Raw genomic sequence first — 25,975 nt, forward strand, 5'->3', positions numbered from 1 at the left:
GCCGACCACCTACGGCGCAACGGGTGGTGCCCCGCCGAGCCCCTCGGTGACCGCCGCCGCGGCGGTCCGCACCTTGCCGCCGAGTTCCATGACATCCCGCCCGAGCATCGTCGTTCGCGAATCGACGATCGCGACGATGACGGCGGGCACTCCGCCAGGCGCGAAAGCGACGGCGTTGACGGAGATGGGTCGGTACTCAGCAGCCGGATCGATCTCGCCGACAACGACATCGGTGGTCAGCCGGCGCTGCGCCTCCCGCAACGCGGTGACCGCACGCCGCCCTGCGACACCCGTCCCACGCAAATCGGCAACCGTCGCCGACAGCGACCGCTCTCGCTGGTCGGCGCACTCCACCGCGTACCCGCGGTCCCGGATCACCTCGAGGATCGGTCGGTACAGCTCGCGCAGCTCAGAATGGTCGATTCCGACGTTTCCCGCGCCGAGGAGCAACCACTCGTCCAATCGGTCCGGTGAGTACCACGCGGCCAGCCCGGCGCCCAGTGGTGGCGCGATCTCCAGCGTGTCACCCAGGCGCAGGCCGAGTGTGCCGCGACGGCCGGTCACCGGTTGCACGATCTCCCCGATTGCCAGATCGGCCCCGGTGGGGACGAAAGCGATTGCGGCCATGTCGCTCTCGTCGGCCAGGTCGCGCATCAGCGGGCGGGCGACCTCGACCGGGGCCATGGCTCGCGAGGCGGCCTCGCCGATCGGGACCACTGCCGGCCCGAGCCGATAGCCCTTGGTGACCGGGTCCCGGAGCAGCCACCCCGCTTCGGTCAGCGCGATGACCATCGGATAGCACGTGGGCTTCGAGACCCCGAGGTGCCGCGCGATGTCGGCGAGGCTCCGGGCCGTCGTCGGCTGATCGGTCAGCAGTTGCATCAGCATGACGATGCGTTCGGTCTGCGGGGAGGAGCGCGCCATGAACCCATCGTGCCATCGCCTGGGTGTTTGCATAATGCGACTCTGGCGTTGCACTGTGATCGCAGTTACTCTCGGCCGCATACATTGGACGGCTCTCGAAAGGTCCCACAATGGCAACTGTCAACGGCGGTCAACTTCTTGCCCGCGCACTCGCCCAGGCCGGCACGACGGAGGTCTTCACCCTCCACGGCGGACACCTCGACGCCTTCCTGATCGCCTGTGCCGGTGAGGGAATCCGGCTCACCGACACCCGGCACGAGGCCAGCGCCGGCCACGCCGCCGACGCCTACGCACGCGTCACGGGCGGCTTCGGTGTCTGCGTGGTCACCTCGGGACCCGGGTTCACCAACGTCTACACCGCGCTGGCCAATGCCTACCTGGACCGCTCGCCGACGCTGTTCGTCGTCGGGGCGCCTCCGCTGCGCGAGACCGAGACCAACCCGCTGCAGGGCGGATTCGACCAGATCGCCGCAGCCGACCCGGTCACCAAGTGGGCCTACCGGATCACCGACGCCGCCCGCGTCCCCGAGATCGTCGCGCTCGCGATCCGCAAGGCCACCAGCGGCGTGCCGGGCCCGGTTCTGCTCGAACTACCGATCGACGTCATGTTCGGCGAGGCCGACGACGACCACGTGCGCTTCCCCACCAACTACCGGGTCTCGGCGCGGTCCGGGGCGGACCCCCACGCCGTGACCCTGGCCCTCGACCTGCTGCACACCGCATCGAACCCCGCGATCGTGATCGGCGGCGGGATCACCTTCTCCCGTGCCGAGGAAGCGCTCGTGGCCTTCGCCGAGACTGTCGGCGTACCCGTCTTCTATCCGGGCAAGGCCGACGGTGCGATTCCGGCCGACCACCCGCTCGCCGGTGGCGGACTCCTGTCGATGGGCACCATCCCGGCCCTCGGGGCGCCCACCCCCGACGTCGTCGTCATGGCGGGCACGCGAGCTGGGATGTTCACCGGCGGCCGCGCCAGCATGTTCCCGGGCGCCAAGATCATCCAGATCGACATCGACCCCGCCGAGATCGGCCGGATCTACGACGTCGAGGTGCCGATCGTCGCCGACTGCCGCGCCGCGCTGGAGCAGCTCACCGCTGCGGCCGTCGGACGGAACTGGCCGGACTGGACCGAGTGGGCGAGCACCGTGAAGGCCGCCAAGGGCGCGCACGCCGCCGGATTCCCCGACGCCACCACCGACACCGGCAAGATGCACCCCTACTTCGCGGCCAAGGCCATCGTCGAGGCCTGCCCGCCGGACACCATCTTCGTGCTCGACGGTGCCGAGGCCCCGTCCTGGGCAGAGTTCTTCGTCGCCGTCGGCCGTCCGGGGAGCGTCCTGCGGCTGGGTTACCTCGGATGCCTGGGGGTCGGACCGGGATTCGCGATCGGAGCGGCCCGGGCCCGGCCCGGCGCACCCGTCGTGCTGATCACCGGGGACGGCGCGGCCGGTTTCCACCCGCAGGAATTCGACACCATGGCCCGTCACCACCTGCCGGTGACCACCGTCGTCTTCAACAACGCCGTCTGGGGTATGTCGATCCACGGGCAAGAGGCCGTCTTCGGGCCCGAGGGCGTGGTCGTGTCCGAGCTGGCCGACAGCGACTACGAGAAGATCGCGGAGGCCTTCGGCGGAATCGGCATGCGCGTCAAGCACCTCGACGATCTCGCGCCCGCCGTCGAGAAAGCTCTCGGCGCCGGTGTCCCCGCGTGCATCAACGCCGAGATCGAGCCGGGCGTCGTCCACCCGATCACGACCATGATGCTCGGCGACGTCACCAGCACCGACGAGATCGTCGTCCCCTACTACGAGAACCTGCCCCGATGACCACGGACCACACCCGTCGAGAGGGAGAGACCATGACGGACAAGCGTGTCGACGGCAAGGTCGCCGTCGTCATCGGCGGCGGCTCGGGCATCGGCGAAGCCGCGGCCCGGACCCTGGCCGCCCACGGTGCCACGGTGACCGTGGCCGACGTGAATCTCGAAGCGGCCGAATCGGTTGCGGGAGAACTCGCCGGCGGTGCGCGGGCTCGTTGGGTCGACGTGACCGACGAGACCGCGGTGGCCGCGCTCTTCACCGGAACGAAGGACGACCTCGGTGGTGTCGACATCGTGGTGAACTGCGCCGGGTTGAACATCCCCGGTTTCATCGTCGATCTCGAAGCGGCGCAGTGGCACACGACCATAGAGTTGTGCCTCACCGGCTCGTTTCTGGTCACCAAGCACGCGGGACGAACGCTGAACGACGGCGGATCGCTCATCGGCATCGCCTCGCTCAACGCCCGTCAACCGGCCGCCGGCTTCGCGGGCTACTGCTCGGCCAAGGCGGGCATGGTGATGCTCGCCGAGGTGGCCGCACTCGAGTTGGCCCCGCGCGGCATCCGGGTCAACTCGATCTCGCCGGGACTCGTCGAGACACCGCTGGTGCAGACTCTCACCTCGATCCCGGTCATTCAGGACGACTTCACCGACAACACCCCGCTCGGGCGGAACGGCCGACCGGGCGAGATCGCGGACGCTGTGCTGTATCTCGCCTCCGACGACTCGCGATGGGTCACCGGGGAGACGATCAACATCAACGGCGGCGCGCACCTTCGCCGATACCCCGATGTGATGCGCCACCTCGCCGAACTGTCGGCCGCCGAATGACGGCGCCGGCCGAGTACCGTCTCGCCGAGCAGATCCGACTTCGGGCCCGCCGGCGGGGAAGCGCACCCGCGCTGTCCGGAGCCGGGATACACCTCACCTACGAGCAACTCGACGATCGCACCAGTCGCCTCGCGAACGTGCTGCGCGACCGCGGTATCCGAGCCGGCGATCGGATCGCCGTGTTGGGGAAGAGTTCCCCGGAGATCATCGAGACGGTGCTCGCGGCCGCGAAGATCGGCGCGGTCACCGTTCCGCTCAACTGGCGGCTCTCGGTCCCCGAGCTCGACGAGGTCGTCGACGACGCACAGGCACGTCTGATCGTCTGCCACCGCGATTTTCTCGATGCGGTGACGGAGATCCGTTCCGGTGCAGATACTCTCACCGATCCGATCGTGTTCGGCGATCCACGACAACCGCTCTCCTACGAACAGTTGCTGGCAACGGCGGCCTCGCACGATCCGGGCCATGTCGGTGACGCCGACGACGTGGTGCTCCAGCTCTACACCTCGGGTACCACCGGCCGGCCCAAAGGCGTGCTCACCTCCAACACCAACCTGGGCGCGTGTACGCAGGCCGGTGGGCCGTGGGGTTTCGACGACTCGTCGGTCAGTCTGTGCGCCATGCCCCTCTTCCACATCGGCGGGCTGGGCTGGGCTCTGGTGGGGCTGGCCTACGGTGCACATAACGTGGTCATCGCCGACTTCACCCCGGAATCCCTCCTGGACACCCTGGTCTGCGAACGCATCACGAACGTCTTCCTGGTACCGACCGTCATCGGCATGCTCGTAGACGTACCGGGCGCCGACCAGGCCGATGTCGCGGCATTGCGGTCGATCGCCTACGGGTCCGCGCCGATCACCCCCGCACTCCTGCGACGGACCCTGCGCACCTTCGGCACCCCGCTGTTCCAGGTGTACGGACTCACCGAAACCCACGGCGCGGTCACCCAACTCGACGCCGCGGACCACAGCACCGACCCCGAGCACGCACACCTGCTCCGCTCCGTGGGCCGCCCGTACCCCTGGGTGGAGCTGACCGTCCGTACCGCATCTGGAATCGAGGCGCCGCTCGGCGAGCAGGGCGAGATCTGTGTGCGGACACCGCAGGCCACGCGCGGCTACCACCGGCGCGACGCCGAGACCGCGGCGACCATCGGTGCCGACGGCTGGCTGCACACCGGCGACATCGGCCGAGTCGACGCCGACGGATATGTGTACGTCACCGACCGGCTGAAGGACATGGTCATCACCGGCGGCGAGAACGTCTATCCCACCGAGGTCGAGGCCGTTCTCGGCGACCACCCGGACGTCGCGCAGGTCGCGGTGGTCGGCCTGCCGCACGACACCTGGGGCGAAGTGGTGACAGCGTTCGTCGTGCCCACGCCGGGGCACGAACCCACCGAGGCCGATCTCCGTGTCTTCGCCCGGACCCGGCTGGCCGGCTACAAGGTCCCCAAGACCATGCACATCGTGGAGGCGCTCCCGGTCGGAGCGACCGGGAAGATCCTCAAACGCACCCTGCGCGAGCAGTTCGCGTAACCCATCGCGCCGGTCGCGTCAGCGTCGGCGACCGCCGACCAGTGAGGTGACGTAGCGTTCGGGCACGTCGAACCACACCTCACGGGCCGGGAGACGGTCGAGCACCGAAGGCGGGAGTTCGGTCGCATAGGTCAGACTCAGTGTCCCGCTGAAATCGGGATGCACGCGGTCGAGTTCCGGGATCTCGACGACGAGCCCGTCGGCTCCGAGGCCGGCGCGGACCATCGTGCCCGCGGGGGAGATCCACTCGTGGTCGACAGCGCGGCCGGCCTTGCCGGGAACGGTCGACATCGTCCCCAGGATGCGCCGGGGCGTTAGCGCGAGTGCGCCGGTGAACGGCCGGACGTTACCCTGCGCCGACCGCCCCGGCACGCGTCCGCTGAAACGCAGTGCCACGGGGACGAATTCGACGATGTGGTGGGCGTGCTCGGATACCACCTGGCCACGCAGGTCGTCGGGGAGCTTGCCGATGCCGAGCATCCGGCGCAGGGAGGCCACGGCCACACCCTAGATCCCCGGGCACCGATCCGTCAGGCGAATGTCGCGGCCACGTCCGCGGCACGTCTCAGTTGATCGGGATCGGAGCTCGTCGGGATGAGTTGCACCTCGTCGGTGCCGATGTCGGCGAATCGTCGCAGGACCTCGGCGAGCTCGGCCTCGCTGCCCGCCCATCCCGTCGTCGGGGCGATCGCGTCGACGAACTCCGATGGGATCCAGTTCATGTAGTGGTGCAGGTGCCGGGTCACCTGGTCGCGCGGCGCATCACCCTCCCCGATCGCGAACCAGAACGACGTCGCCAGATGCGGTGCCGCCCGGCCCGCATCAGCCCACGCCGACCGGGCGACGTCGAAGAGCTCGTTCTGCTTGCGGGTGTCGAGGTCGAGGGTGACCCCGGCGATCCCGTCGGCCCACTCCACGGCACTGCGGATGGTCTTGGGTCCGGTGGTGCCGACGTGCAGCTCCGGACCGCCCTTGCGATACGGAGCCGGACCGACCGGCAGGACCGACTCGGTCACCTTCTCCCCGGCCCACACCCGCTTCATCGTCGCGGCACGATCAGCCAGTTGACGCATGGTCTGCGTCGACGGATCCGCGCCGACCGCCCGGTAGTCCTCGTGGCGTCCACCGACGCCGAGCGCCACCGTGAGGCGTCCCGCCGACAGCATGTCGCCGGTCGCCAACGACTTGGCGAGCATCACCGGGTCGTGCAGCTGCGGCACGATGACCGTCATCACCAGCGGAACCCGGCGGGTCCACGCCGCCAGCGCGCCGAGAAAGGTCAGGCATTCCGGATTGTCGAACGCGATGCGTTCACCCCAGCACAGGGAACTGAACGGACCGTCGTCGATGGTGGTGGCCCATGAGTGGAGCTTCTCTGCGTCGAGATCGGGCTCCATCACGGGCATAGTCATCCCGATGCGCACGAGCGCCATTCTGGCACGGACGCCCCATGCCCGGACGTGGTTTCGCAGATGTCGCGCACCGTTGCGAGAAACGCAACGATGCGCGACATCTGTTGTGTCAGTTCTGGTTCCGTCCCGGACTACCGGACGCGGCCCGGCCCACACTCGCCGCACGCACCGGCGAATTCTTCAGCTCCTTCAGCGCGGTTCGCAATCCGCGGCGCTTGCCGGTCTCCGGGTCGACGCCGAAGTGGTCGCTCATCCCCTCCCGGATCGCGAACCGCAGCTCCGACGCCGTCTCCGGCGCGTCGTCGGCGGTCGCCTTCAGCAGCGAGTTCGGCAACGCCAGTTTGGCGATCGTGCGGAACGACTGGAAGTACTGACCCAGTAGTGAACCCGTCGTGTACGGCAGGTCGTACTTGTCGCAGAGTTCACGGACCCGCACACCGATCTCCTCGTACCGACTGCTGGGCAGGTCGGGGAACAGGTGGTGCTCGATCTGGTGACTCAGATTGCCGCTCATGAACCGCATGAGCGGTCCCGCCTTGAAGTTCGCCGAGCCCAGCATCTGCCGCAGGTACCAGCGCGGCTGATCTTCGTTCTCGAACTCCTCGACCGTGAACTTCTCGGCTCCGTCGGGGAAATGTCCGCAGAAGATGACCATGTACGCCCAGTAGTTGCGCACGATGTTCGACGTGAAATTCGCCGTGAGCGTCGTCTTCCAGTTGGGTCCGGCAAGCGCCGGGAAGATCAGGTAGTCCTTGGCGGCCTGCTTGCCGACCTTGGTGCCGATCACCTGGAGATCCTTGGCGGCCTGCCGGTACGTCTTCTCCTTGTTCCGTAGCTTCTCGGTCTCGAGGTGGTGAAGGGCCACCCCGATCTCGAAGAACGTCCCGAGGGCGAAGTTGTAGAGCGGATTGCCGACGTTCCACCACTCCCAGCGCTGGTCCCGGGTGACGCGGAGGATGCCGTAGCCCACATCGTCGTCCATCCCGACGACGTTCGTGTACTTGTGATGGACGAAGTTGTGCGAGTGCTTCCACTGCACGCTCGGGCAGGTGGTGTCCCATTCCCACGACGCCGAGTGGACCTCCGGATCGTTCATCCAGTCCCACTGCCCGTGCATCACGTTGTGGCCCAGTTCCATGTTCTCGATGATCTTGGCCAACGAGAGCATCGCGGTACCGGCCGCCCACGCGACCTTCTTGTTGCTGAACATCAGGGCGAGTCGACCGCCGGCCGCGAGACTCCGCTGGATGGTGATCGCGCGCCGGATGTATCGTGCGTCGGCCTCGCCGCGCGACTCCTCGATGTCACGACGGATGGCATCGAGTTCGGCGCCGAGGGTCTCGACGTCGCTCTCCGTGAGATGTGCGTATTGATCGATGTCGGTGATGGCCATGAAGCCTCCTACAGATCGAGGGTGCATTCACCAGACACGGCGCTGATGCATGTCTGGATTCGTTCTCCTTCGCGACGCTCCTCGCCGGTCCGCAGGTCACGGACGTAACCTCCGGCGAGCGGCACGACGCAGGTCTGACAGATGCCCATCCGGCATCCGAACGCCATCTGGATCCCCAGGTTCTCGCCGGCTTCGAGCAGCGTTGTGGCGCCGTCGATTTCGGCTTCCTTGTCCGAGATCGCGAACTTCACGGTGCCGCCTTCACCGCCGTGATCGGTGCGGGCGATGGCGAAGCGTTCCACGTGCAGCCGCTCGCGCAGACCGCCGTCCTCGTAGTGGGCCTCCATCGCGTCGAGCAGCGCCACCGGTCCGCAGGCCCAGCACTCGCGCTCACGCCAGTCCGGCGCCCACTCGTCCATCCGCGAGACGTCGAACTTGCCCATGTCCTTGGTCAACTGGAGATTGAGGTCGTAGTCGTCGGCCTCGTCGGCGAGCTTCTCCATCTCGTCGAGGAAGATGACGTCGTCACGCGTGGGAGCGGAGTGGATGTGGACGATGTCGGGCGTCTGACCATGCGAACTCAACTGTCGCAGCATCGCCATCACGGGAGTGATGCCGCTGCCGGCAGTCACGAACAGGATCTTGCCCGGAACCGGTTCGGGCAGGTGGAAGTCGCCCTTCGGCGACTGCAACCGGATGATCGTCCCGGGGTTGACGCCGTCCACGAGGTGCGACGACAGGAAGCCATCGGGATTGGCCTTCACGGTGATCGCGATGGTCTTGTTCTCGTTGGTGCCGATCGACGTCAGCGAGTACGACCGCCAGTGCCACTTGCCCTCGATCTGCAGACCGATGCCGACGTACTGGCCCGGTTTGTAGGAATCGGGAAAGCCCCAGCCCGTCCGGATGGTGACGGTCGCGGTGTCCTCGGTCTCCTTGGAGACGTCGAGCACCTTGCCGCGGAGCTCGCGCGCGCTCCACAGCGGATTGATCAGATGCAGGTAGTCATCCGGCAACAGCGGAGTGGTGGCCCGTGCCACCAGACCCCGGATGATGTTGACCTCCGGCTTGCGGGCTTCGACCCCCGCAGCCGGCCGCTTGCTCCACTTCAATAGGTTCACACAGACTCCTCCCCTGGAATCCCCTCGGCTGGAGTTACTGGCGGGTATTACCCTTCGGTGAACGACTGTACACATCAATCGGTGACCGCGGTCACAAGCTTCCATAATGGCAGTTCGGGGCGCATTCGGCGACCCCGGCGGATCACCAGGTGAAGGCGCCGCCGGTCCAGATCCCGGTCGCGATCAGCGCGAAGAGGAGTTCGATGCCGATCGTCTTGACCGCGGCCTTGAGCGCCGAGAACGCGCCCCGCCAGGCACCGTCGAAGCTGCGCGTGCGGCCCAGTTCGGACGCCAGGGCACCGACGATGAAGCCGAGAAGCAGGCCGATGACCGGCACGACGAAGAACCCGACGATGCCGACCAGGCCCCCGACCACGACCGTGCGGTTCGGGATCGCGTCCGCGCGCAGGGACCGGCCGGCGACCAGGTACTTCAGCACCTCGCCGACGCCGATGACGACGAGGGCCAGGGCGAACACCGACCAGGCCCAGCCTCCGACGACGAGCGCCCAGACGAACAGCGCGCCGACGATGAGCAACGTGCCGGGCAGGATCGGCACGACGATGCCGACCAGGCCGACCATGATCACGGCTGCGACCAGCAGCTCACCCCAGAACGGCACGCGGGTGTCGTCCGGTCACTCGCCGGATCCCGACGACGCACCGGGGCGCGCGTCGGTGGGCCGGTCGCCGGTCTTGACCATCGAGGTCATCGCCGGGGCCTGTTGATTCGGGGCGGGTTGGTTCGGGGCGGGTTGGTTCGGCGCCTGACCGTCAGGGGCCTGACCGAGCGGGGCGGGGCGTCGCGGCGGAACCGCCGGACGCGGCGGGGTTCCCGATGGCGGCATCGGGCGCTGACCCCCGACCGGTCGGGGCGCGGGGCGGGGTCCGGGTGGCGGCCCCGGACGACCGGGCGGCGGCATCGACGGCGCCCCCACGGGTTTCGGCACCCCGGCGGGTGGACCCGCGGGTCCGCGGGGCGGACCGGCCTGTCCCGGCGGGGGGCCCGGGCGTCGGGGCGGCGCCGGCGGCGGGGTCGGTGGCAGCGCGGTGACCGTACGGACGGCGGCGCGGCCCGGCACCGGCGTGACGAGCGACGCGGCGCGGACGGCTCGCTCACGCGCGGCCGGGACGTCGTCGGCGGTCGCGGTGACCACGCCCATGCGCCGGCGATGGAAGCTCTCGGGCTTGCCGAACAGTCGGATGTCGGTCTCGGGCACGGCGAGCGCCGCGGCGACGTTCTCGAACCCGATACCCGGCTCATCGAGCTGTCCGTAGATGACGGCCGAGGCACCCGGGGACGCGAGTGTGACATCGACCGGGAGGCCGAGGATCGCCCGCGCATGCATCTCGAACTCCGACAGGCGCTGTGTCGCCATCGTCACGAGTCCGGTGTCGTGCGGCCGGGGGCTGACCTCGGAGAAGTAGACGTCATCCCCCTTGATGAACAGTTCGACGCCGAAAACACCACGCCCGGCGAGCTTTCCGTCGCCGAGAGCGGTGGCGATGCGTGCCGCGATCGAGGTCGCCGAGGCATGCGCGTCGGTACTCATCTCGTGCGGCTGCCAGCTCTCCACATAGTCGCCGTTGATCTGCCGGTGACCGATGGGTGCACAGAAGTGGGACGTGAGCCTTCCGGTGGCCGGATCGATCGCCCGGACCGTGAGAAGGGTGATCTCGTAGTCGAATTCGACGAAACCCTCGACGATCACCCGGCTGCCCTGCACCCGACCGCCGGTGTTCGCGGTCTCCCACGCCGACGCGAGATCCTCGGGTCCGCGCACCACCGACTGGCCCTTACCCGACGAGGACATGACCGGTTTGATCACGCACGGGAACCCGATCTGGCGCGCTGCGACGGTGAGTTCCTCGAGGGTGTCGGCGAAGAGGTACGGCGACGTCGGCAGGCCGAGCTCCTCGTCGGCGAGGCGCCGGATCCCCTCGCGGTTCATCGTTGCGACGACCGCGCTCGCGGTCGGGATCACCTCGGCGATACCTCGTTCGGCGACGTCGACCAGGGCCTCGGTGGCGATCGCCTCGATCTCGGGCACCACATACGCGGGCCGATGCTTGTCGATGACCGCGTGCAGCGCAGCGGCATCGGTCATGTCGATGACCTCGGCGTGGTGGGCCACCTGGTGGCCGGGCGCATCGGCGTAACGATCCACGGCGACGACCTCGACGCCGAGGCGCTGGAAGGCGATCACGACCTCCTTGCCGAGTTCACCGGCTCCGAGAACCATCACCTTGGTCGCGGTGGGACTCAGCGGCGTGCCGATGACGTCCGGTGGCCCGGTCGTCGGCGCCGGCTGGGCTGCGCTGATCGCGCTCTCGCTGTTCGACGTCATCCTCAAATCCTACTTGCCGTCAGCACAGATCCTGCCGGGAGCGGTGCGCTCATCCCGTCACCTCGTGCACGAAGCACCATCGCCACGCCTCGCCCGGCTCGGCCGACCGCATGACCGGGTGCCCGGTGTCGTGGAAGTGTCCCGTCGCATGCCGGCGCGGACTGGAATCGCAGCAGCCGATGTGCCCGCACGTCAAGCACTTCCGCAGATGGGCCCAGTGGGTCTCGCCGATCGCGACACAATCCTGGCAACTGCGGTCGTCACCCGACGCCGGTGCCGGATCGCCGGCCGGCGCGGCGTCGAACGCCTCGAGCTCGGCGCACCGAGCCGTGGATGTCGGGGCGTCGGAACCGGACTCCGGCGGTCCGGACGCGGCCCCGGTCGAGGACATCCGGCGAAAGATCTGCATGACCGACATTATCCACCGCGGCGCGCGGGATTAGAGTCGCTCGAATGGGCGCATCGCTACTTCTGGTCGCGGTCATCGCCGTGGCGATCGCCGCGCTGTGTCGGCGGTACGGGTTGTCCTCGCCGCTGGTCCTGGTCACCGTCGGTCTCGGGCTCGGTTGGATTCCCGAGCTGCCCTCGGTCGCCCTGGAACCCGAGCTCGTACTGTTCCTCATCCTGCCGCCGCTGCTGTATTCCGCCGCGCAGGAGAGCTCATACCAGGCGTTCCGCGCCAACTGGCGCGCGATCGGATTCCTGGCGGTCGGCCTGCCGCTGGTGACGACGCTGGTCGTCGGATATGTCGCCTACCTCGTGGTCCCCAACCTCCCGCTCGCCGCGGCCCTGGTCCTCGGTGCCGTGGTCGCGCCGCCGGACGCGGTGTCCGCGCAGGCCATCGGCCGGCGACTGGGACTGCCGCGCCGGATGATGACGCTGCTCGGCGGGGAGAGCCTGCTCAACGACGCGACCGCCCTGACCGCGTTCCGGATCGCGCTCGCCGCGGCGGTGGGCGCCACCGCGACGGTCGGCGAAGGGGTCCTGACGTTCGCGGTGGCGGCCCTGGGCGGCCTGATCGTGGGGCTCGTCGTCGGAGTGGTCGTGTCCTGGGTCCGCGTCTGGCTCACCGATCCGCCGATGGAGACCGCCATCGGCATCATCGTCCCGTTCGCCACCTACTACGCGGCCGAGGAACTGCACGGCTCGGGTGTCATCGCGGTGGTCACCGCCGGGCTGTATCTCGGGCACCGGTCGGTGCGGCTGGGCTACGCGACGCGTCTGCAGGACGAGGCGGTGCGCAAGTCGATCGACACGATCCTCGAGTCGTTCGTGTTCCTGCTGATCGGTCTCCAGCTCCCCATGCTCATCGAGGGGGTCGAGAACGAGTCGTGGACGCAGGTCGCCATCGACGCCGCGGCGGTCCTGGCGGCAACCATCCTGGTGCGGATCATCTGGGTCTATCCCGCGACCTACCTGCCCCGACTGCTCTCTCGCCGCATCCGCGACCGCGAGCCGTCACCCAGTCCGGCGTCGGTGTTCGTCGTGTCCTGGGCCGGCATGCGCGGCGTGGTCTCGCTGGCCGCCGCGTTCGCCATCCCGGTCTACACCGAGACGAACGAACCGTTCCCCGCCCGCGCGGAGATCCTGTTCCTGACCTTCGTCGTCGTGGTCGGCACGCTGCTGATCCAGGGCACGACCCTGCCGTGGGTCATCAGGTTCCTCGGGGTGAGCGGCGACGAGCGGGCCCAGGACCGTCTGGCCTATGCGGCCGCCCAGGACCGGGCGTCCCGGGAAGCCGAACGACGCCTCGACGACTACGCCGCCGAACTGGCCGACGATGATCCGCGCCGGCTCCAGGTGATGATGCTGCGCAAGTGGATCACGACCCAGCGCAACGTGGCGTGGGAGGAACTGGGCCGGGGCCCCGAGGACCTGGGCGAGAGTCCCACGTCCGCCGGCGCACGACTGCGGACCGAGGTCCTGCAGATCCAGCGCGCGGTGTTCATCGCCGAACGCGATGCCGGTCGCATCGACGACGAGGTGCTGCGGATCGCCCTGCGCCGCCTCGACTTCGCCGAGGGGCAGGGCGACCGCGACACCTAGCTCCCTGCTCCGAGAGAAGCGCAAGCGACGAGCCTTCTGCTCCCTAATCCGAAAGAACCGCATAACCCCTGCTCGCTAATCCGAAAGAACCGCATAACCCCTGCTCCCTGAGGTGCGAGGAGCGCAAGCGACGAGCCTCGAAGGGCCTGGTGAGACACGTTCGAGACCCTTCGAGGCTCGCTTCGCTCGCACCTCAGGGAGCAGTGGGGGTCTTTCGTGGACCACGACGGTCGCCAGGCCGCAGTTACTGAGGTCCGGCGAGGAAGGTTGCGAGGCCCGGCGAGGTCAGCCGGTGATGAGCCAGGCGATCAGGACCAGGATCAGCAACGCCAGCAATGCGATGGTGACCGGCGAGCGCAGCGTCTTCTTCACAATCCGGTCCCGTCGTCGTCGGCGAAGCGTCGTCGGTCGACCAGCGTGGCAGCGGCGTCGACCAGCAGACTGAGCAGATAGGCGATGAGTATCGCCACCGGGATCACGACGGCGACGGTCACCAGCAACTGGGGCACGAAGGACAGGCCCGTGAGCCACTCCTCCACGCTGTCCCACCAGGCGAAGAACGCCGACACCTCATCACCCCGTCATCCGAGTTCCCGATCGCGAACAGCAGTGCGTCTGTCCGCGTCCTGCGAGTTTCGAGGTCCGTGATCACCGCCACCGCCCGGCTCCCGAGAGCCGAGTGGCGTCGGCGAACGGCCGTCGCAATGATAGGACCCATGTCTGTCGCAGATGACTCCACCGTAACGTCCCTGCCGACCGTGTCTCCGCGGGCGTCCGGGACCGCGGCCGATGCCGATGTCTCACCGGTGGCTCCTCCGACGCCATCGCACACGAGCGCGTTCCCGCCGATCGGCGACTACGCGTTCCTCTCCGACACCGAGACCAACTGTCTCATCGCCCGCAACGGCTCGGTCGAGTGGATGTGCGTGCCCCGGCCCGATTCGCCGAGCGTCTTCGGCGCCGTCCTGGACCGCAGTGCGGGCCACTTCCGGCTCGCACCCTACGGCGTGAACGTCCCGGTGGACCGGCGCTATCTGCCCGGCAGTCTGATGGTCGAGACCACCTGGCAGACCGACACCGGGTGGATCATCGTCCGCGACGCTCTCGTCATGGGTCCGTGGCACGACAACGAACGCAGGTCCCGGACACACCGACGGACACCCACCGACTGGGACGCCGAGCACATCCTGTTGCGCACCGTGCGCTGTGTGTCGGGCACCGTCGAACTGCACCTCAGTTGCGAACCGGCCTTCGACTACCACCGCGGGACAACGAAATGGGAGTACTCGGGGCCCGCCTACGGTGAAGCGATCGCAACCGCCAAGGACACCGACGCCGACACCCCCACTCTGAAACTCACCACGGATCTCCGTCTGGGTCTGGAGGGTCGCGAGGCGCGGGCGCGTACCCGGCTCGTCGAAGGTGACAACCGATTCGTCGCACTCAGCTGGTCCCGCCAGCCCGCGCCGCAGAACTTCGAGGAAGCCGCCCACAAGATGTGGGCGACGAGCGAGTCGTGGCGGCAATGGATCAACATCGGCAGTTTCCCCGACCACCCGTGGCGCTCACATCTGCAGCGCTCGGCCCTCACGCTGAAGGGACTCACCTACTCCCCGACCGGCGCACTGCTGGCGGCCGCGACCACGTCACTTCCGGAAACCCCGCAGGGTGAACGCAACTGGGACTACCGCTACGCGTGGGTGCGCGACTCGACCTTCGCACTGTGGGGCCTGTACACGCTGGGCCTGGACAGGGAGGCCGACGACTTCTTCTCCTTCATCGCCGATGTCTCGGGCATCACCAACGGCGAACGCCATCCGCTGCAGGTGATGTACGGCGTCGGCGGTGAACGCACTCTCGAAGAGGAAGAGCTGTCCCATCTCTCCGGTTACGACGGTGCCCGTCCCGTTCGTATCGGCAACGGCGCGTACAACCAGGCGCAGCACGACATCTGGGGCACGATGCTCGACTCCGTGTATCTGAACATCAAGTCGCACGAGGCGGTGCCCGAAACCCTGTGGCCCGTGCTGAAGGCACAGGTCGAAGAGGCGATCAAGCACTGGAAGGACCCCGATCGCGGTATCTGGGAGGTGCGCGGGGAGCCGCAGCACTTCACGTCGTCGAAGGTGATGTGCTGGGTTGCGCTGGACCGTGGGTCGCGCCTGGCGACCATGCACGGCGAGCAGGCCCATGCACGCGACTGGGCCGCGATCGCAGACGAGATCAAGGCCGACGTCCTCGAGCACGGGGTCAACGACCGCGGGGTGTTCACCCAGCGCTACGGCGACGACGCGCTCGACGCCTCGCTGCTGCTCGTCCCGCTGCTGCGGTTCCTGCCGCCGGACGACCATCGCGTGCGCGCAACGGTTCTCGCGATCGCAGACGACCTCACCGAGAACGAACTGGTGCTTCGCTACCGGGTCGAGGAGACCGATGACGGCCTCACCGGCGAGGAGGGCACGTTCACGATCTGCTCGTTCTGGCTGGTGTCCGCGCTCGTCGAGATCGGCGAACTCGCACGCGCGAAGACGCTGTGTGAACGCCTGCTCTCCTATTCGAGCCCGCTCAAGCTGTACGCCGAGGAGATCGACGCCAAGACCGGACAGCACCTCGGCAACTTCCCGCAGGCGTTCACCCACCTCGCGCTCATCAACGCGGTGATGCATGTGATCCGCGCCGAAGAGGCAGCCCACCAGGCCACCTTCCAGCCGGCGAATCACTGACGCACCGCCGACGACCTCAGTCCAGCCGCCAGTCCTCGTAGGCCCGCGGGTCGCCGATCGGTTCGACGTGCAAGGTCACGCTGAGGTCGTCGACTGCGGCGCGCAGCTCGTCCTCGATCTGCTCGGTGAGGTCGTGCGCGCGCTGCACCGACCACTCGCCGGGAACGAGCATGTGCAACTGGACGAATCTCTCGTGGCCGGCCTCGCGGGTCCGGATGTCGTGGAACTCGATGCCGTCGGCACGATGCCTGGCGAGAACGCCGTCGATGGCGGCACGCTGGTCGTCGGGCAGGGCGGAGTCCATCAGTCCCGCACTGGATCGCCATACCAGTCGCCCGCCCACGATCAGAATGTTGACGGCCACCGCGATGGCGATCAGCGGATCGAGCGGCAGCCAGCCCGTGGCCGCGACCAGAAAGACGCCGACGACCACCCCGATCGTCGTCCACACGTCGGTCATGAGGTGCTTGCCGTCGGCTTCCAGAGTGAGCGACCGGTGGCGGCGGCCCGCCCGGATCAGCACCCAGCCGACGACCGCGTTCACGATCGTTGCACCAATCGAGATCGCCAGTCCCACGCCGACTTCCTCGAGCTCCTGTGGATCGAGGAGACGGTCGACTGCCGTCGCGATGATGACGACCGCCGCGACGACGATCATCACCCCCTCGAACACCGCCGAGAAGTATTCCGCCTTGGTGTGCCCGAAGTTGTGGCTCCGGTCCGGCGGCTTCGCCGCCAGGCGCAGGGCCACGAAGGCCCCCACCGCCGCAACGAGATTGACCACGGACTCCAGCGCGTCGGAAAGCAGGCCGACCGAGCCGGTGATCCGCCATGCGATCAGCTTGAGACCGATCACGACGATCGCGGTCACGATACTCAGTACCGCGAACGCCGAGAGGTCGCGGCGTGGGCTACGCGTCGTCACGGCCGGACCCCCGGTTCAGGCCGCGAGCCCCCGGCGCCGCAGCAGCGGGTCGATACGCGGTCGGCGACCGATCAGACCCTCATGTGCGACAAGCGGATCCACGCTGTCGCCACGGGAGAGGGTGGCTTCGGCGAACCGGCGGCCGTTGTCGCGCTGCAGCCCGCCTTCGGCGAGGAACCACTGTTCGGTCTCGGCGTCGAGTACCTCCGACCAGATGTAGCTGTAGTACCCGGCCGAGTAGCCGCCGCCGAAGATGTGGTTGAAGTACGAGCTCCGGTAGCGTGGCGGGATCAGCTCGGTGTGCAGTCCCGCAGCGGTGAGCGCCTGCGACTCGAACGCCTCGACGTCGGAGACCGCGGCGGCCTCGGCCACCGGCAACCGGTGCCACGCGAGATCCAGTGACGACGCGGCGAGGTATTCGATGGTGCTGTGCGCGGACTCTGCGCCCGCCGATTCGCGTGCCGCATCAGCCAGTTCGGCCGGGATCGGATCACCGGTCTCGTGATGTCGGGCATAGTTGGCCAGCACTTCCGGGTGCAGGGCCCACATCTCGTTCACCTGCGACGGGAACTCGACGAAGTCTCGCGGCACCGACGTCCCGGACTGCGACGGGTACTCGACCGACGACAGCAACCCGTGCAGTGCGTGCCCGAACTCGTGGAAGAGGGTGGTCAGCTGATCCATCGTGAGCAGACACGGTTGCCCGGCCTCGGGCTTGGTCAGGTTCAACACGTTCACGATGATCGGCTGGGTGTGCAGCACCGACGACTGGTCGACGATGTTGTTCATCCACGCCCCGCCGCGTTTCGAGGGCCGCGCGTAGAAGTCGCCGAGGAACAGTCCGATACCGGTCCCGGCGTCGTCGAGCACCTCCCACGCACGCACGTCGGGGTGGTAGACGGGCAGATCGGTCAGCTCGACGAAGCGGAGACCGTAGAGCTTGTTCGCGGCGAAGAACACCCCGCGGGTGAGCACGGTGTCCAGTTCGCAGTAGTCGGCGAAACCGTCGAGCGGCACCGACGACTGCGACCGCTTCTCCCGATCGAGCCAGTAGGTGAGATCGGCGGGCCCGATCGTCACGTCGCCCGCGAATTCGGTGAGGCGGGTGAGTTCGCGGCCGCCGGCCCGCATGGCCGAGGCGTTGAGCTCACGCAGCAGGTCGTCGACGGCTCCCGGATCGGGCGCCGTCTGTTCGGCGATCACGAACTCCGCATGGTCGCGATAGCCGAGCAGTTCCGCGCGCCGTGCCCGGAGACGGACGATCTCCAGGACCAGTTCGCGGGTGTCGTGCTCGTTGCGCCGTGCGCACCGATTCACCGACGCGTCGAACACCCGCTGCCGGACATCGGCATTCGTCAGCTCGGTCAGCACCGACTGACTCGTCGGCAACTCGAGTGTGATGAGGTGTCCGCTCTCGTGTCCCGCATCATTCGCCGCGCGGCGGGCGGCGGCGATCTGTCCGGCCGACAGTCCGTCGAGCTCGGCCGCATCGCTGACCAGAACCGCCGAGTCGTTGGTGTCGTCGAGGATCTTCTGGGAGAACGTCGTGGTGAGATAGGCCAGCCGGGAGGCGATCTCGCGCATCTCCTGCTGCGCGTCGGTGGCGAGGCCGGCTCCGGCGCGAACCGATTCCCGATACCGCTTGTCGAGGAGCCGGCGCTGCGGCTCGGTGAGGTCGAGGTCGTCGGCGCGCGCGTGGAGGTCGGAGATGCGCTCGAAGAGAACCGGATTCATCGCGATCGTGTTCGCGTGATCGGTGAGGAGCGTCGAGAGCTCTTGGGAGATCTCGTTCCGCTTCGGATTCGTGTCGGGTCCGACGAGGTTGAAGAAGATCCCCGACGCGCGGGTCAGGTCGCGACCGGAGAGCTCGAGCGCCTCGATCGTGTTGACGAAGGTGGGCGACGCGGGGTCGGCGGCGATCGCATCCACCTCGGCCACATGTGACGCCATGGCCGCCGTGAACGCGGGGAGGAAGTCGTCGTCGGAGATCGACGCGAAATCAGGCAGATCGTAAGGCAGTGCGCTCGGCGCCAGTACCGGATTCGCGCTCGACGTGCCTCGTCCGGCGGTCATCGCTTCCCCTTCGGTCATCACTTCCCCTTCGGCTTGTCACCTGCCGCGTCGGTGGAGAGCGCGGCCACGAAGGCCTCCTGCGGGACCTCGACGCGGCCGATCGTCTTCATCCGCTTCTTGCCCTCTTTCTGCTTTTCGAGCAGCTTGCGTTTACGGCTGATGTCGCCGCCGTAACACTTCGCGAGCACGTCCTTGCGGATGGCCCGGATGTTCTCGCGCGCAATGATCTTCGAGCCGACGGCGGCCTGCACCGGGACCTCGAACTGCTGGCGCGGGATGAGCTCTTTGAGCTTGATCGCCATTCGGTTGCCGTACGCGTAGGCGGCATCCTTGTGGACGATCGCGCTGAAGGCGTCGACCGCTTCTCCCTGGAGGAGGATGTCGACCTTCACCAGGTCGGCTTCCTGCTCGCCTGCCTCCTCGTAGTCGAGGCTGGCGTAGCCACGCGTGCGCGACTTCAGGGCGTCGAAGAAATCGAAGATGATCTCGGCCATCGGCAGCGTGTACCGCAGTTCCACGCGCGTCTCCGACAGATAGTCCATGCCGCCCAGTTCGCCACGACGCGACTGGCACAGCTCCATGATGGCGCCGATGAACTCGCTCGGCGCGATCACGGTGGTCTTGACGATGGGTTCGTAGATGTGCCGGGTCTTGCCCTCCGGCCAGTCCGACGGGTTGGTCACCACGTGTTCGGAACCGTCCTCCATGACCACGCGGTACACCACGTTGGGGGCGGTCGAGATGAGGTCGAGGTTGAACTCGCGTTCGAGTCGCTCACGCGTGATCTCCATGTGCAGCAGGCCGAGGAAGCCGCAGCGGAACCCGAACCCGAGCGCCACCGACGTCTCCGGCTCGAAGGTCAGGGCCGCGTCGTTGAGTTGCAGCTTCTCGAGCGCCTCGCGCAACACCGGGTAGTCGGACCCGTCGAGCGGGTAGAGACCCGAGTAGACCATCGGCCGCGGCTCGCGGTAACCCGTCAGTGCCTGCTCGGCACCACGGCGGGCGGTGGTCACCGTGTCACCGACCTTCGACTGCCGCACGTCCTTCACACCCGTGATGAGATAACCGACCTCGCCGACACCCAGCCCCTTGGTCGGCTTCGGCTCCGGCGACACGATGCCCACCTCGAGCAGCTCATGCGTCGTGCCTGTCGACATCATCAGGATCTTCTCCCGCGGCACGATCTTGCCGTCGACGACCCGGACGTAGGTGACCACGCCGCGGTAGGTGTCGTAGACCGAGTCGAAGATCATCGCGCGCGCGGGGGCGTCGGAGTCGCCCACCGGGGCGGGCACCGTGCGGATGACCTCGTCGAGCAGTTCGGTCACGCCGACGCCGGTCTTGCCCGAGACGCGCAGCACGTCCTCCGGTTCGCACCCCACGATGTGCGCGAGTTCGGCGGCGTAGCGCTCGGGGTCGGCCGCGGGCAGATCGATCTTGTTGAGCACCGGGATGATGGTGAGTTCGTTCTCCATCGCCAGATACAGGTTGGCGAGGGTCTGGGCCTCGATTCCCTGAGCGGCGTCGACGAGCAGGATCGCTCCCTCGCACGCCTCGAGCGCGCGCGACACCTCGTAGGTGAAGTCGACGTGCCCGGGGGTGTCGATGAGGTGCAGGACGTAGTCCTCGTCGCCCTCCGCCGACTTCACCGTCCAGGGCAGACGCACGTTCTGCGCCTTGATGGTGATCCCGCGCTCGCGCTCGATGTCCATCCGGTCGAGGTACTGCGCCCGCATCTGCCGCTCCTCGACAACGCCGGTGAGCTGCAGCATCCGGTCCGCCAGCGTCGACTTGCCGTGGTCGATGTGAGCGATGATGCAGAAGTTCCGGATACGTGCCGGATCGGTGAAGGTGGTGTCGGCGAAGTTGGGAATGGGAACTACTCCTCGAACGAGAACTGCGGTAGAGAACGGGCGCGGATACAGCTTGTGCACCAGTTTCTCATGTCCGACCGACGCACCGCGTCCGGCCACGTTCCCATCGGGTCCGCCGCCGGGTGGCGAGGCGCTACGGTGGCAGCCGTGTCCGCGTCCACCGTCACCACCATCGAGTCCGACGACGTCGCCGCCGAGGTGCACCGTCCGGGGGGCCCGGCGCGCGCCACACTCGTCCTGGCGCACGGCGCGGGCGGTGACCGCAACGCGGTGATCCTCCGGGTACTCGCCGAGGAGTTGTGTGCGCGCGGCTACGTCGTCGCCCGCATCGACCTGCCATACCGTCGCCGCCGGCCCAAGGGTCCACCCAGCCCGTCCACCTCACCGGCCGACCGGGAGGGCATCCGCGCCGCCTGCGCGGCCTTCCGCGTCGAATCCGACGGGCCGTTGATCGTCGGCGGGCACTCCTACGGCGGACGGCAGGCGTCGATGGCCGTCGCCGAGGACGGGACCGCTCTCGCCGACGGCCTCCTGCTGACGTCGTATCCGTTGCACCCGCCCGGCAAACCCGACCGGTTGCGCACCGAACACCTACCGTCGATCACCGTCCCCACACTCGTCGTTCACGGCAGCACCGACCCGTTCGGCACCACGGACGAGATGCGGCAGGCCGTCGACCTCATCGACGCGCCGACGCACATCGTCGAACTGGAGAAGGTCGGACACGACCTCAACCCGAAGAAGAAGCCCACCGCAGCCCTGACCGCCGATGCGGTCCGGGACTTCCTGATGCCCCTGTTCCCCGAGACCGAGGAGAACTCCCGATGACCACCCGCGACGTCCGGCCCACACTCCGGCCGACCACCGATCTGGCCCGCACCATCAGCTACTCCCCCGATCCAGACGGGGACGCCGATCCCGGCGAGATCGTGTGGACCTGGGTCGCCTACGAGGACGACCCGAACCAGGGCAAGGACCGGCCGGTTCTGGTCGTCGGCCGGGACGCCCGTGCCGAACAGACCGACACCGTCCTGGGTCTCATGCTGTCGAGCAAGGACCATCGGTCCGACGGCAACTGGCTTCCGGTCGGAGCGGGAGCCTGGGATTCCCAGGGCCGTCCGAGCTTCGTGCGCCTCGACCGCGTGCTCGTCGTCGAGGACGACAGCATCCGCCGGGAGGGCGCGATCGTCGACCGCCCGACGTTCGACGCGGTCGCGCACGAGCTCCGCGAGCACTACGGCTGGCAGTGACCGGCCGCCGAAAGCCTAGGCGAGCCTGGTGATCTCGACGATGACGTCGAGATCGGTTGCGCCCCCGCCGGTGTAGATGCCCTTCAGCGGCGACACGTCGGCGTAGTCACGACCCACACCCACCGAGACATGCTGCTCGGTGATGGGGGTGTCGTTGGTCGGGTCGTACCCCCACCATCCGCCCGTCCACGCCTCGATCCAGGCGTGGCTCTGACCCTGCACCGTCTTGTCGATCTCGGCGTCGGGTTCGGGATGGAGATAACCGGACACATAGCGCGCGGGGATGCCCAGACCTCGGAGCATCAGCAGGGTCAGATGCGCGTAGTCCTGACACACGCCTTTCCGGTCGGTCCACGCGTCGACGGCGGTGGTGTGCACGCCCGTCGTGCCGGGGACGTACTCCATCTCGGTGTGGACGAACCGGCTCACCGTCTCGACCGCCTCCTGGGGCGTCAGCCCTTTGGTCACCTTCTTGGCCGTCGACAGCAGTTGCCTGTTTCTCGCCACGAACTCTGTGTACGACAGCATCTCGTCGTACCGATCCTTCACGGCGTCGCCGTTGATGTCGTCCCACGACACCTCGTCCTCCTCGGACGGACGGTGTCCGCCCTCGGTCTCGACCACCGACAGGCCCGACACCTCGAGCTCGTCGTGGGGCGCATGCAGATCGAATGCCGTGACCGCCGTACCCCAGTAATCGGTGTAGCGGTACGACCGGGTCGCCGGGACGGTCTCGACCCGGTTCACGATCACGTTCTGCCGCGTGTCACTGCGCGGGGTGAGCCGGGCTTCGTTGTACGACGACGTGACGGGACTGTGGTAGGCGAAACCGGTGGAATGGACGACACGCAGACGCCAGCTCACAGCTCACTCTCCTCGATGACATGCCCGTCGCTCACCCGGGCGTCGGCCCATGAGACATAAGGCGACACATGGAAATACTGTTTCGTGACGGCTTCGTTCACCGCCTGGCAGGTGTCCTGCAGGTCGACCAGCCGGTCCTGCAGATCGTCGAGCAGCTTCCCGGGCTCGAGGAACTCCAGTGAACTGCGCGCGCGACCCAGCAGCAGTTGCGCCTCGGCCTGGGCCCCGACCCGGCTGGGGCCCTTCTCGAGCTGACCCAGATTGCGTTCGGCGACACTCAGGGCGTGGAAGATCGACCGCGGGAACAACCGGTCGAGAAGCATGAACTCGACGATGTTCTCCGCGTCCAACACACCGCGGTAGGTGCGCAGGAAGGTGTCGTGCCCGCCCGCGGACACGAGCACGTTGACCCACGCCGGCGACGACGTCCGATCCCCGGCGCGGGACAACAACATCCGGATGGTCATGTCGACGCGTTCCACCGAGCGGCCCAGCAAGAGGTAGCGGTAGCCGTCGTCGTGGCTGAGGGTGGCGTCGGCGAGGCCGGCGAACATCGCGGCGCGGTTCTTCACATACGACAGGAACTCGTGGGGGCCGAGTCGCCGTGAACGACGCTCGGCGGCGTCGAGCCCGTTGTACGTGGTGTTCAAGCACTCCCACAGCTCACTGGAGGTGACTTCGCGTGCGCCGCGGGCGTTCTCACGCGCCGCGCGGATCAGGTCGACGATCGATCCCACCGCGGCGGCGTCATAGGCGACACGTTCGGTCAGCGACCAGACGTCGAGTTCGTCGTCGTCCGCCGGCGCGGCGAGCCCGAGTACCTGGATGATCAGTCGCGCCTGCCGGTCGACATCGACCGTTGTGTCCTCGAGGATCTGGTGGATCGCGACGTCGAGGATCCGCGCCATGTCGTCGGCGCGCTCGACGTATCTGCCGATCCAGTACAACGATTCGGCGTTACGCGCCAACATCATCGGACATCACCGCCCTGTCGCTGCGTCGCCGAGCCGGACGGGGACATCGGAGTCAGTTGCTGCGTCATGCCACCCATGGACTGTGTCATCGCACCCTGCTGTTGCTGCTGGGTCTGGGTGTGCACGGGATCGGGGGCGCTCTCGGCGGGCCGGGCGGCGGCGACACCGCTCGTCGTGACGACCTTCGCGCCCGACAGCTCCCGATCCCCCTCCGACGTGCGCGAGGCCAATACCCAGGTGTCCTTGGAACCGCCGCCCTGACTCGAGTTGACGACGAGCGATCCCTCCGGCAACGCCACCCGGGTCAGACCTCCGGGCAGAACCCACACGGATTCACCGTCGTTGACCGCGAAGGGACGAAGATCGACGTGACGCGGCCGGATGTCGTCACCGATCTTGGTCGGCACCGTCGACAACTGCACGACCGGCTGAGCGATCCATCCGCGCGGATCGTTGCGGACCTTGCGTGCCAGCGCGTCCAGCTCGGCGCCGGTCGCGTCGGGTCCGAAGACGATGCCGTAACCACCCGATCCCTCAACGGGTTTGACGACGAGTTCGTCGATGCGGTCGAGCACCTCTTCGCACTCGTCGGGCAGCCAGCAGCGCAGCGTGTCCACGTTCTGCAGACTCGGCTTCTCACCGAGGTAGTACTGGATGATGTCGGGCACGTAGGTGTAGATCAGCTTGTCGTCGCCGACGCCGTTGCCGACGGCACTGGAGATCACCACGTTGCCCGCGCGGGCGGCGTTGAGCAGCCCCGCCACACCGAGCATCGAATCCGGCCGGAACTGCATCGGATCCAGGTAGTCGTCGTCGATGCGGCGGTAGATGACGTCGACTCGCTGCTCACCCTCGGTCGTGCGCATGTACACGACGTTGTCGCGGCAGAACAGGTCGCGGCCCTCCACCAGCTCGACACCCATCAGCCGCGCCAGGAGCGAATGCTCGAAGTAGGCGGAGTTCGCGACGCCGGGGGTGAGCACGACGATGTTCGGGTCGGCCTCGTTGAACGCCGCCGATGCCCGCAGCGCGCGGAGCAGGTGGCTCGGGTAGTCGGCGACCGCGCGCACCTTGTGCTTGGAGAACAGGTCCGGGAACACGCGCGCCATCGCACGCCGGTTCTCGAGCACATAGGACACACCCGACGGCGACCGGAGGTTGTCCTCGAGGACGCGGAAATCGCCGTTCTCGTCGCGGATCAGATCGATACCCGCCACGTGGATACGAACGCCGTTGGGCGGCCTGATGTTTGCGGCCTGCCGATGGAAGTGCTCGCAGGAGTGGACGAGTCGCTTGGGCAGCACGCCGTCACGCAGGATCTCCTGCTCGCCATAGATGTCGTCGAGGAAGAGTTCTAGGGCCTGCACGCGCTGGGTGATACCCGCCTCGAGCTTGTTCCACTCCGCCGCCGAGATCACCCGTGGCACAACGTCCAACGGGAACGGACGCTCCTTGCCGGAGAGCGAGAACGTCACACCCTGATCGAGGTAGGCACGCCCGAGCGCCTCCACCCGCGCCTCGACGAGGTCGGATTGATCCTCGTCGGCCATCGCCTTGTAGATGCCGCGGTACGGCGTGCGCACCTCGCCGGCAGCATCGAACATCTCGTCATATGCCTTGCCGTACGGGCCTTTTGCGTACCCGCCGAAGTTGCCGGTGAAGTTGTCCCCGGTGACGCCGTCGCCCGCCGCGCCCTTCGTCGACCGGCCGCCGGAGCCGGAACCCTTGGCCGACGCGGATCGACCGGAGGCCGTCCGTCCCGACGAGGTGGACGACGCCGCTTTCGCGGCTGCGGATTTACGCGCCGCCTTCTTGGCAGGCGCGCTTGTCGATGCGGGGGTCATAAACTGCCATGGTGCTA

Annotated in this window: 22 protein-coding genes; 7 read left to right on the forward strand and 15 right to left on the reverse strand. The window is 67.7% G+C overall.

Annotated elements, in window-relative coordinates; all coding sequences use genetic code 11:
- Positions 1–9: 9 nt before the first annotated feature.
- Positions 10–924 (reverse strand): helix-turn-helix domain-containing protein, encoded by a 915-nt coding sequence (locus ACFW3F_RS09525; RefSeq protein ID WP_388056609.1) that lies wholly within the window; start codon positions 922–924, stop codon positions 10–12.
- Positions 925–1,034: 110 nt separating this feature from the next.
- Between ACFW3F_RS09525 and ACFW3F_RS09530 the strand changes: the two genes are divergently transcribed.
- The 3 genes from ACFW3F_RS09530 to ACFW3F_RS09540 are packed head-to-tail and all read left to right on the forward strand — an operon-like array spanning position 1,035 to position 5,112.
- Positions 1,035–2,750 (forward strand): thiamine pyrophosphate-binding protein, encoded by a 1,716-nt coding sequence (locus ACFW3F_RS09530; RefSeq protein WP_388056611.1) that lies wholly within the window; start codon positions 1,035–1,037, stop codon positions 2,748–2,750.
- A gap of 32 nt (positions 2,751–2,782) precedes the next feature.
- A complete protein-coding gene (locus ACFW3F_RS09535; RefSeq protein WP_388056613.1) occupies positions 2,783–3,574 on the forward strand; it encodes an SDR family NAD(P)-dependent oxidoreductase in 792 nt (263 codons plus the stop codon).
- Positions 3,571–5,112, forward strand: coding sequence for a long-chain-fatty-acid--CoA ligase (locus ACFW3F_RS09540; RefSeq protein WP_388056615.1), 1,542 nt, complete (start codon positions 3,571–3,573; stop codon positions 5,110–5,112). The genes ACFW3F_RS09535 and ACFW3F_RS09540 overlap by 4 nt, the downstream gene beginning before the upstream one ends.
- A gap of 18 nt (positions 5,113–5,130) precedes the next feature.
- On the opposite strand, the gene ACFW3F_RS09545 is transcribed toward ACFW3F_RS09540, so the two are convergent.
- From ACFW3F_RS09545 to ACFW3F_RS09575, 7 genes are all read right to left on the reverse strand, one after another.
- Positions 5,131–5,610, reverse strand: a complete 480-nt coding sequence (locus ACFW3F_RS09545) for a hypothetical protein (RefSeq protein ID WP_388056617.1) — start codon at positions 5,608–5,610, stop codon at positions 5,131–5,133.
- 32 nt (positions 5,611–5,642) lie between these two features.
- The gene (locus ACFW3F_RS09550; protein WP_388056808.1) at positions 5,643–6,524 is read right to left on the reverse strand and encodes an LLM class flavin-dependent oxidoreductase; all 882 of its coding nucleotides are present in this window, start codon (positions 6,522–6,524) and stop codon (positions 5,643–5,645) included.
- A gap of 109 nt (positions 6,525–6,633) precedes the next feature.
- The gene (locus ACFW3F_RS09555; protein WP_388056619.1) at positions 6,634–7,917 is read right to left on the reverse strand and encodes a fatty acid desaturase family protein; all 1,284 of its coding nucleotides are present in this window, start codon (positions 7,915–7,917) and stop codon (positions 6,634–6,636) included.
- 8 nt (positions 7,918–7,925) lie between these two features.
- Positions 7,926–9,038 (reverse strand): ferredoxin reductase, encoded by a 1,113-nt coding sequence (locus tag ACFW3F_RS09560; protein WP_388056621.1) that lies wholly within the window; start codon positions 9,036–9,038, stop codon positions 7,926–7,928.
- Positions 9,039–9,180: 142 nt separating this feature from the next.
- Complete coding sequence (locus ACFW3F_RS09565; protein ID WP_388056623.1) at positions 9,181–9,660, reverse strand: DUF456 domain-containing protein; 480 nt, start codon at positions 9,658–9,660, stop codon at positions 9,181–9,183.
- Positions 9,661–9,675: 15 nt separating this feature from the next.
- Positions 9,676–11,385 (reverse strand): formate-dependent phosphoribosylglycinamide formyltransferase, encoded by a 1,710-nt coding sequence (purT, locus tag ACFW3F_RS09570; protein ID WP_388056625.1) that lies wholly within the window; start codon positions 11,383–11,385, stop codon positions 9,676–9,678.
- A 49-nt stretch (positions 11,386–11,434) separates the two neighbouring features.
- Positions 11,435–11,794, reverse strand: coding sequence for a UBP-type zinc finger domain-containing protein (locus ACFW3F_RS09575; protein ID WP_388056627.1), 360 nt, complete (start codon positions 11,792–11,794; stop codon positions 11,435–11,437).
- A gap of 44 nt (positions 11,795–11,838) precedes the next feature.
- Here ACFW3F_RS09575 and ACFW3F_RS09580 point away from each other — a divergent pair, with 44 nt between their 5' ends.
- On the forward strand, positions 11,839–13,431 hold the full coding sequence (locus ACFW3F_RS09580) for a Na+/H+ antiporter (protein WP_388056628.1): 1,593 nt from the start codon (positions 11,839–11,841) through the stop codon (positions 13,429–13,431).
- 368 nt (positions 13,432–13,799) lie between these two features.
- Here the strand turns inward: ACFW3F_RS09580 and ACFW3F_RS09585 are convergent, their stop codons facing one another.
- Positions 13,800–14,000 carry a hypothetical protein gene (locus tag ACFW3F_RS09585; RefSeq protein ID WP_388056630.1) on the reverse strand — a complete coding sequence of 67 codons (201 nt, stop codon included), beginning with the start codon at positions 13,998–14,000 and terminating at the stop codon, positions 13,800–13,802.
- Between the two features lie 147 nt (positions 14,001–14,147).
- Here ACFW3F_RS09585 and ACFW3F_RS09590 point away from each other — a divergent pair, with 147 nt between their 5' ends.
- On the forward strand, positions 14,148–16,154 hold the full coding sequence (locus ACFW3F_RS09590; protein ID WP_388056632.1) for a glycoside hydrolase family 15 protein: 2,007 nt from the start codon (positions 14,148–14,150) through the stop codon (positions 16,152–16,154).
- 16 nt (positions 16,155–16,170) lie between these two features.
- On the opposite strand, the gene ACFW3F_RS09595 is transcribed toward ACFW3F_RS09590, so the two are convergent.
- The 3 genes from ACFW3F_RS09595 to lepA are packed head-to-tail and all read right to left on the reverse strand — an operon-like array spanning position 16,171 to position 21,086.
- Positions 16,171–17,079, reverse strand: coding sequence for a cation diffusion facilitator family transporter (locus ACFW3F_RS09595; protein WP_388056634.1), 909 nt, complete (start codon positions 17,077–17,079; stop codon positions 16,171–16,173).
- A gap of 15 nt (positions 17,080–17,094) precedes the next feature.
- The gene (locus tag ACFW3F_RS09600; RefSeq protein ID WP_388056635.1) at positions 17,095–19,170 is read right to left on the reverse strand and encodes a M3 family metallopeptidase; all 2,076 of its coding nucleotides are present in this window, start codon (positions 19,168–19,170) and stop codon (positions 17,095–17,097) included.
- The gene (gene lepA / locus ACFW3F_RS09605) at positions 19,170–21,086 is read right to left on the reverse strand and encodes a translation elongation factor 4 (RefSeq protein ID WP_388056810.1); all 1,917 of its coding nucleotides are present in this window, start codon (positions 21,084–21,086) and stop codon (positions 19,170–19,172) included. Before lepA ends, ACFW3F_RS09600 begins: the two co-directional genes overlap by 1 nt.
- A 78-nt stretch (positions 21,087–21,164) precedes the next feature.
- Between lepA and ACFW3F_RS09610 the strand changes: the two genes are divergently transcribed.
- A complete protein-coding gene (locus ACFW3F_RS09610) occupies positions 21,165–21,854 on the forward strand; it encodes an alpha/beta fold hydrolase (RefSeq protein WP_388056637.1) in 690 nt (229 codons plus the stop codon).
- Positions 21,851–22,276, forward strand: a complete 426-nt coding sequence (locus ACFW3F_RS09615) for a type II toxin-antitoxin system PemK/MazF family toxin (RefSeq protein WP_388056639.1) — start codon at positions 21,851–21,853, stop codon at positions 22,274–22,276. Before ACFW3F_RS09610 ends, ACFW3F_RS09615 begins: the two co-directional genes overlap by 4 nt.
- Before the next feature lie 15 nt (positions 22,277–22,291).
- Here the strand turns inward: ACFW3F_RS09615 and ACFW3F_RS09620 are convergent, their stop codons facing one another.
- The 3 genes from ACFW3F_RS09620 to ACFW3F_RS09630 are packed head-to-tail and all read right to left on the reverse strand — an operon-like array spanning position 22,292 to position 25,958.
- Positions 22,292–23,140, reverse strand: a complete 849-nt coding sequence (locus ACFW3F_RS09620; RefSeq protein WP_388056641.1) for a transglutaminase domain-containing protein — start codon at positions 23,138–23,140, stop codon at positions 22,292–22,294.
- Positions 23,137–24,114: an alpha-E domain-containing protein gene (locus ACFW3F_RS09625; RefSeq protein WP_388056642.1), complete on the reverse strand. Its 978-nt coding sequence runs from the start codon at positions 24,112–24,114 to the stop codon at positions 23,137–23,139. Before ACFW3F_RS09625 ends, ACFW3F_RS09620 begins: the two co-directional genes overlap by 4 nt.
- Positions 24,111–25,958, reverse strand: coding sequence for a circularly permuted type 2 ATP-grasp protein (locus tag ACFW3F_RS09630; RefSeq protein WP_388056644.1), 1,848 nt, complete (start codon positions 25,956–25,958; stop codon positions 24,111–24,113). The genes ACFW3F_RS09625 and ACFW3F_RS09630 overlap by 4 nt, the downstream gene beginning before the upstream one ends.
- Positions 25,959–25,975 lie beyond the last annotated feature (17 nt).

It is taken from the genome of Gordonia sp. NPDC058843 (genome assembly GCF_042743165.1).
GTDB lineage: Bacteria > Actinomycetota > Actinomycetes > Mycobacteriales > Mycobacteriaceae > Gordonia.

Excerpts from the sequence above, each read along its gene's own strand:
- ACFW3F_RS09525 (WP_388056609.1), bottom strand. The coding sequence starts at position 924 with ATGGCGCGCTCCTCCCCGCAGACCGAACGCATCGTCATGCTGATGCAA.
- ACFW3F_RS09530 (WP_388056611.1), top strand. The coding sequence starts at position 1,035 with ATGGCAACTGTCAACGGCGGTCAACTTCTTGCCCGCGCACTCGCCCAG.
- ACFW3F_RS09535 (WP_388056613.1), top strand. The coding sequence starts at position 2,783 with ATGACGGACAAGCGTGTCGACGGCAAGGTCGCCGTCGTCATCGGCGGC.
- ACFW3F_RS09540 (WP_388056615.1), top strand. The coding sequence starts at position 3,571 with ATGACGGCGCCGGCCGAGTACCGTCTCGCCGAGCAGATCCGACTTCGG.
- ACFW3F_RS09550 (WP_388056808.1), bottom strand. The coding sequence starts at position 6,524 with ATGACTATGCCCGTGATGGAGCCCGATCTCGACGCAGAGAAGCTCCAC.
- ACFW3F_RS09555 (WP_388056619.1), bottom strand. The coding sequence starts at position 7,917 with ATGGCCATCACCGACATCGATCAATACGCACATCTCACGGAGAGCGAC.
- purT (WP_388056625.1), bottom strand. The coding sequence starts at position 11,385 with ATGACGTCGAACAGCGAGAGCGCGATCAGCGCAGCCCAGCCGGCGCCG.
- ACFW3F_RS09575 (WP_388056627.1), bottom strand. The coding sequence starts at position 11,794 with ATGCAGATCTTTCGCCGGATGTCCTCGACCGGGGCCGCGTCCGGACCG.
- ACFW3F_RS09580 (WP_388056628.1), top strand. The coding sequence starts at position 11,839 with ATGGGCGCATCGCTACTTCTGGTCGCGGTCATCGCCGTGGCGATCGCC.
- ACFW3F_RS09590 (WP_388056632.1), top strand. The coding sequence starts at position 14,148 with ATGTCTGTCGCAGATGACTCCACCGTAACGTCCCTGCCGACCGTGTCT.
- ACFW3F_RS09600 (WP_388056635.1), bottom strand. The coding sequence starts at position 19,170 with ATGACCGAAGGGGAAGCGATGACCGCCGGACGAGGCACGTCGAGCGCG.
- ACFW3F_RS09615 (WP_388056639.1), top strand. The coding sequence starts at position 21,851 with ATGACCACCCGCGACGTCCGGCCCACACTCCGGCCGACCACCGATCTG.
- ACFW3F_RS09625 (WP_388056642.1), bottom strand. The coding sequence starts at position 24,114 with ATGATGTTGGCGCGTAACGCCGAATCGTTGTACTGGATCGGCAGATAC.
- ACFW3F_RS09630 (WP_388056644.1), bottom strand. The coding sequence starts at position 25,958 with ATGACCCCCGCATCGACAAGCGCGCCTGCCAAGAAGGCGGCGCGTAAA.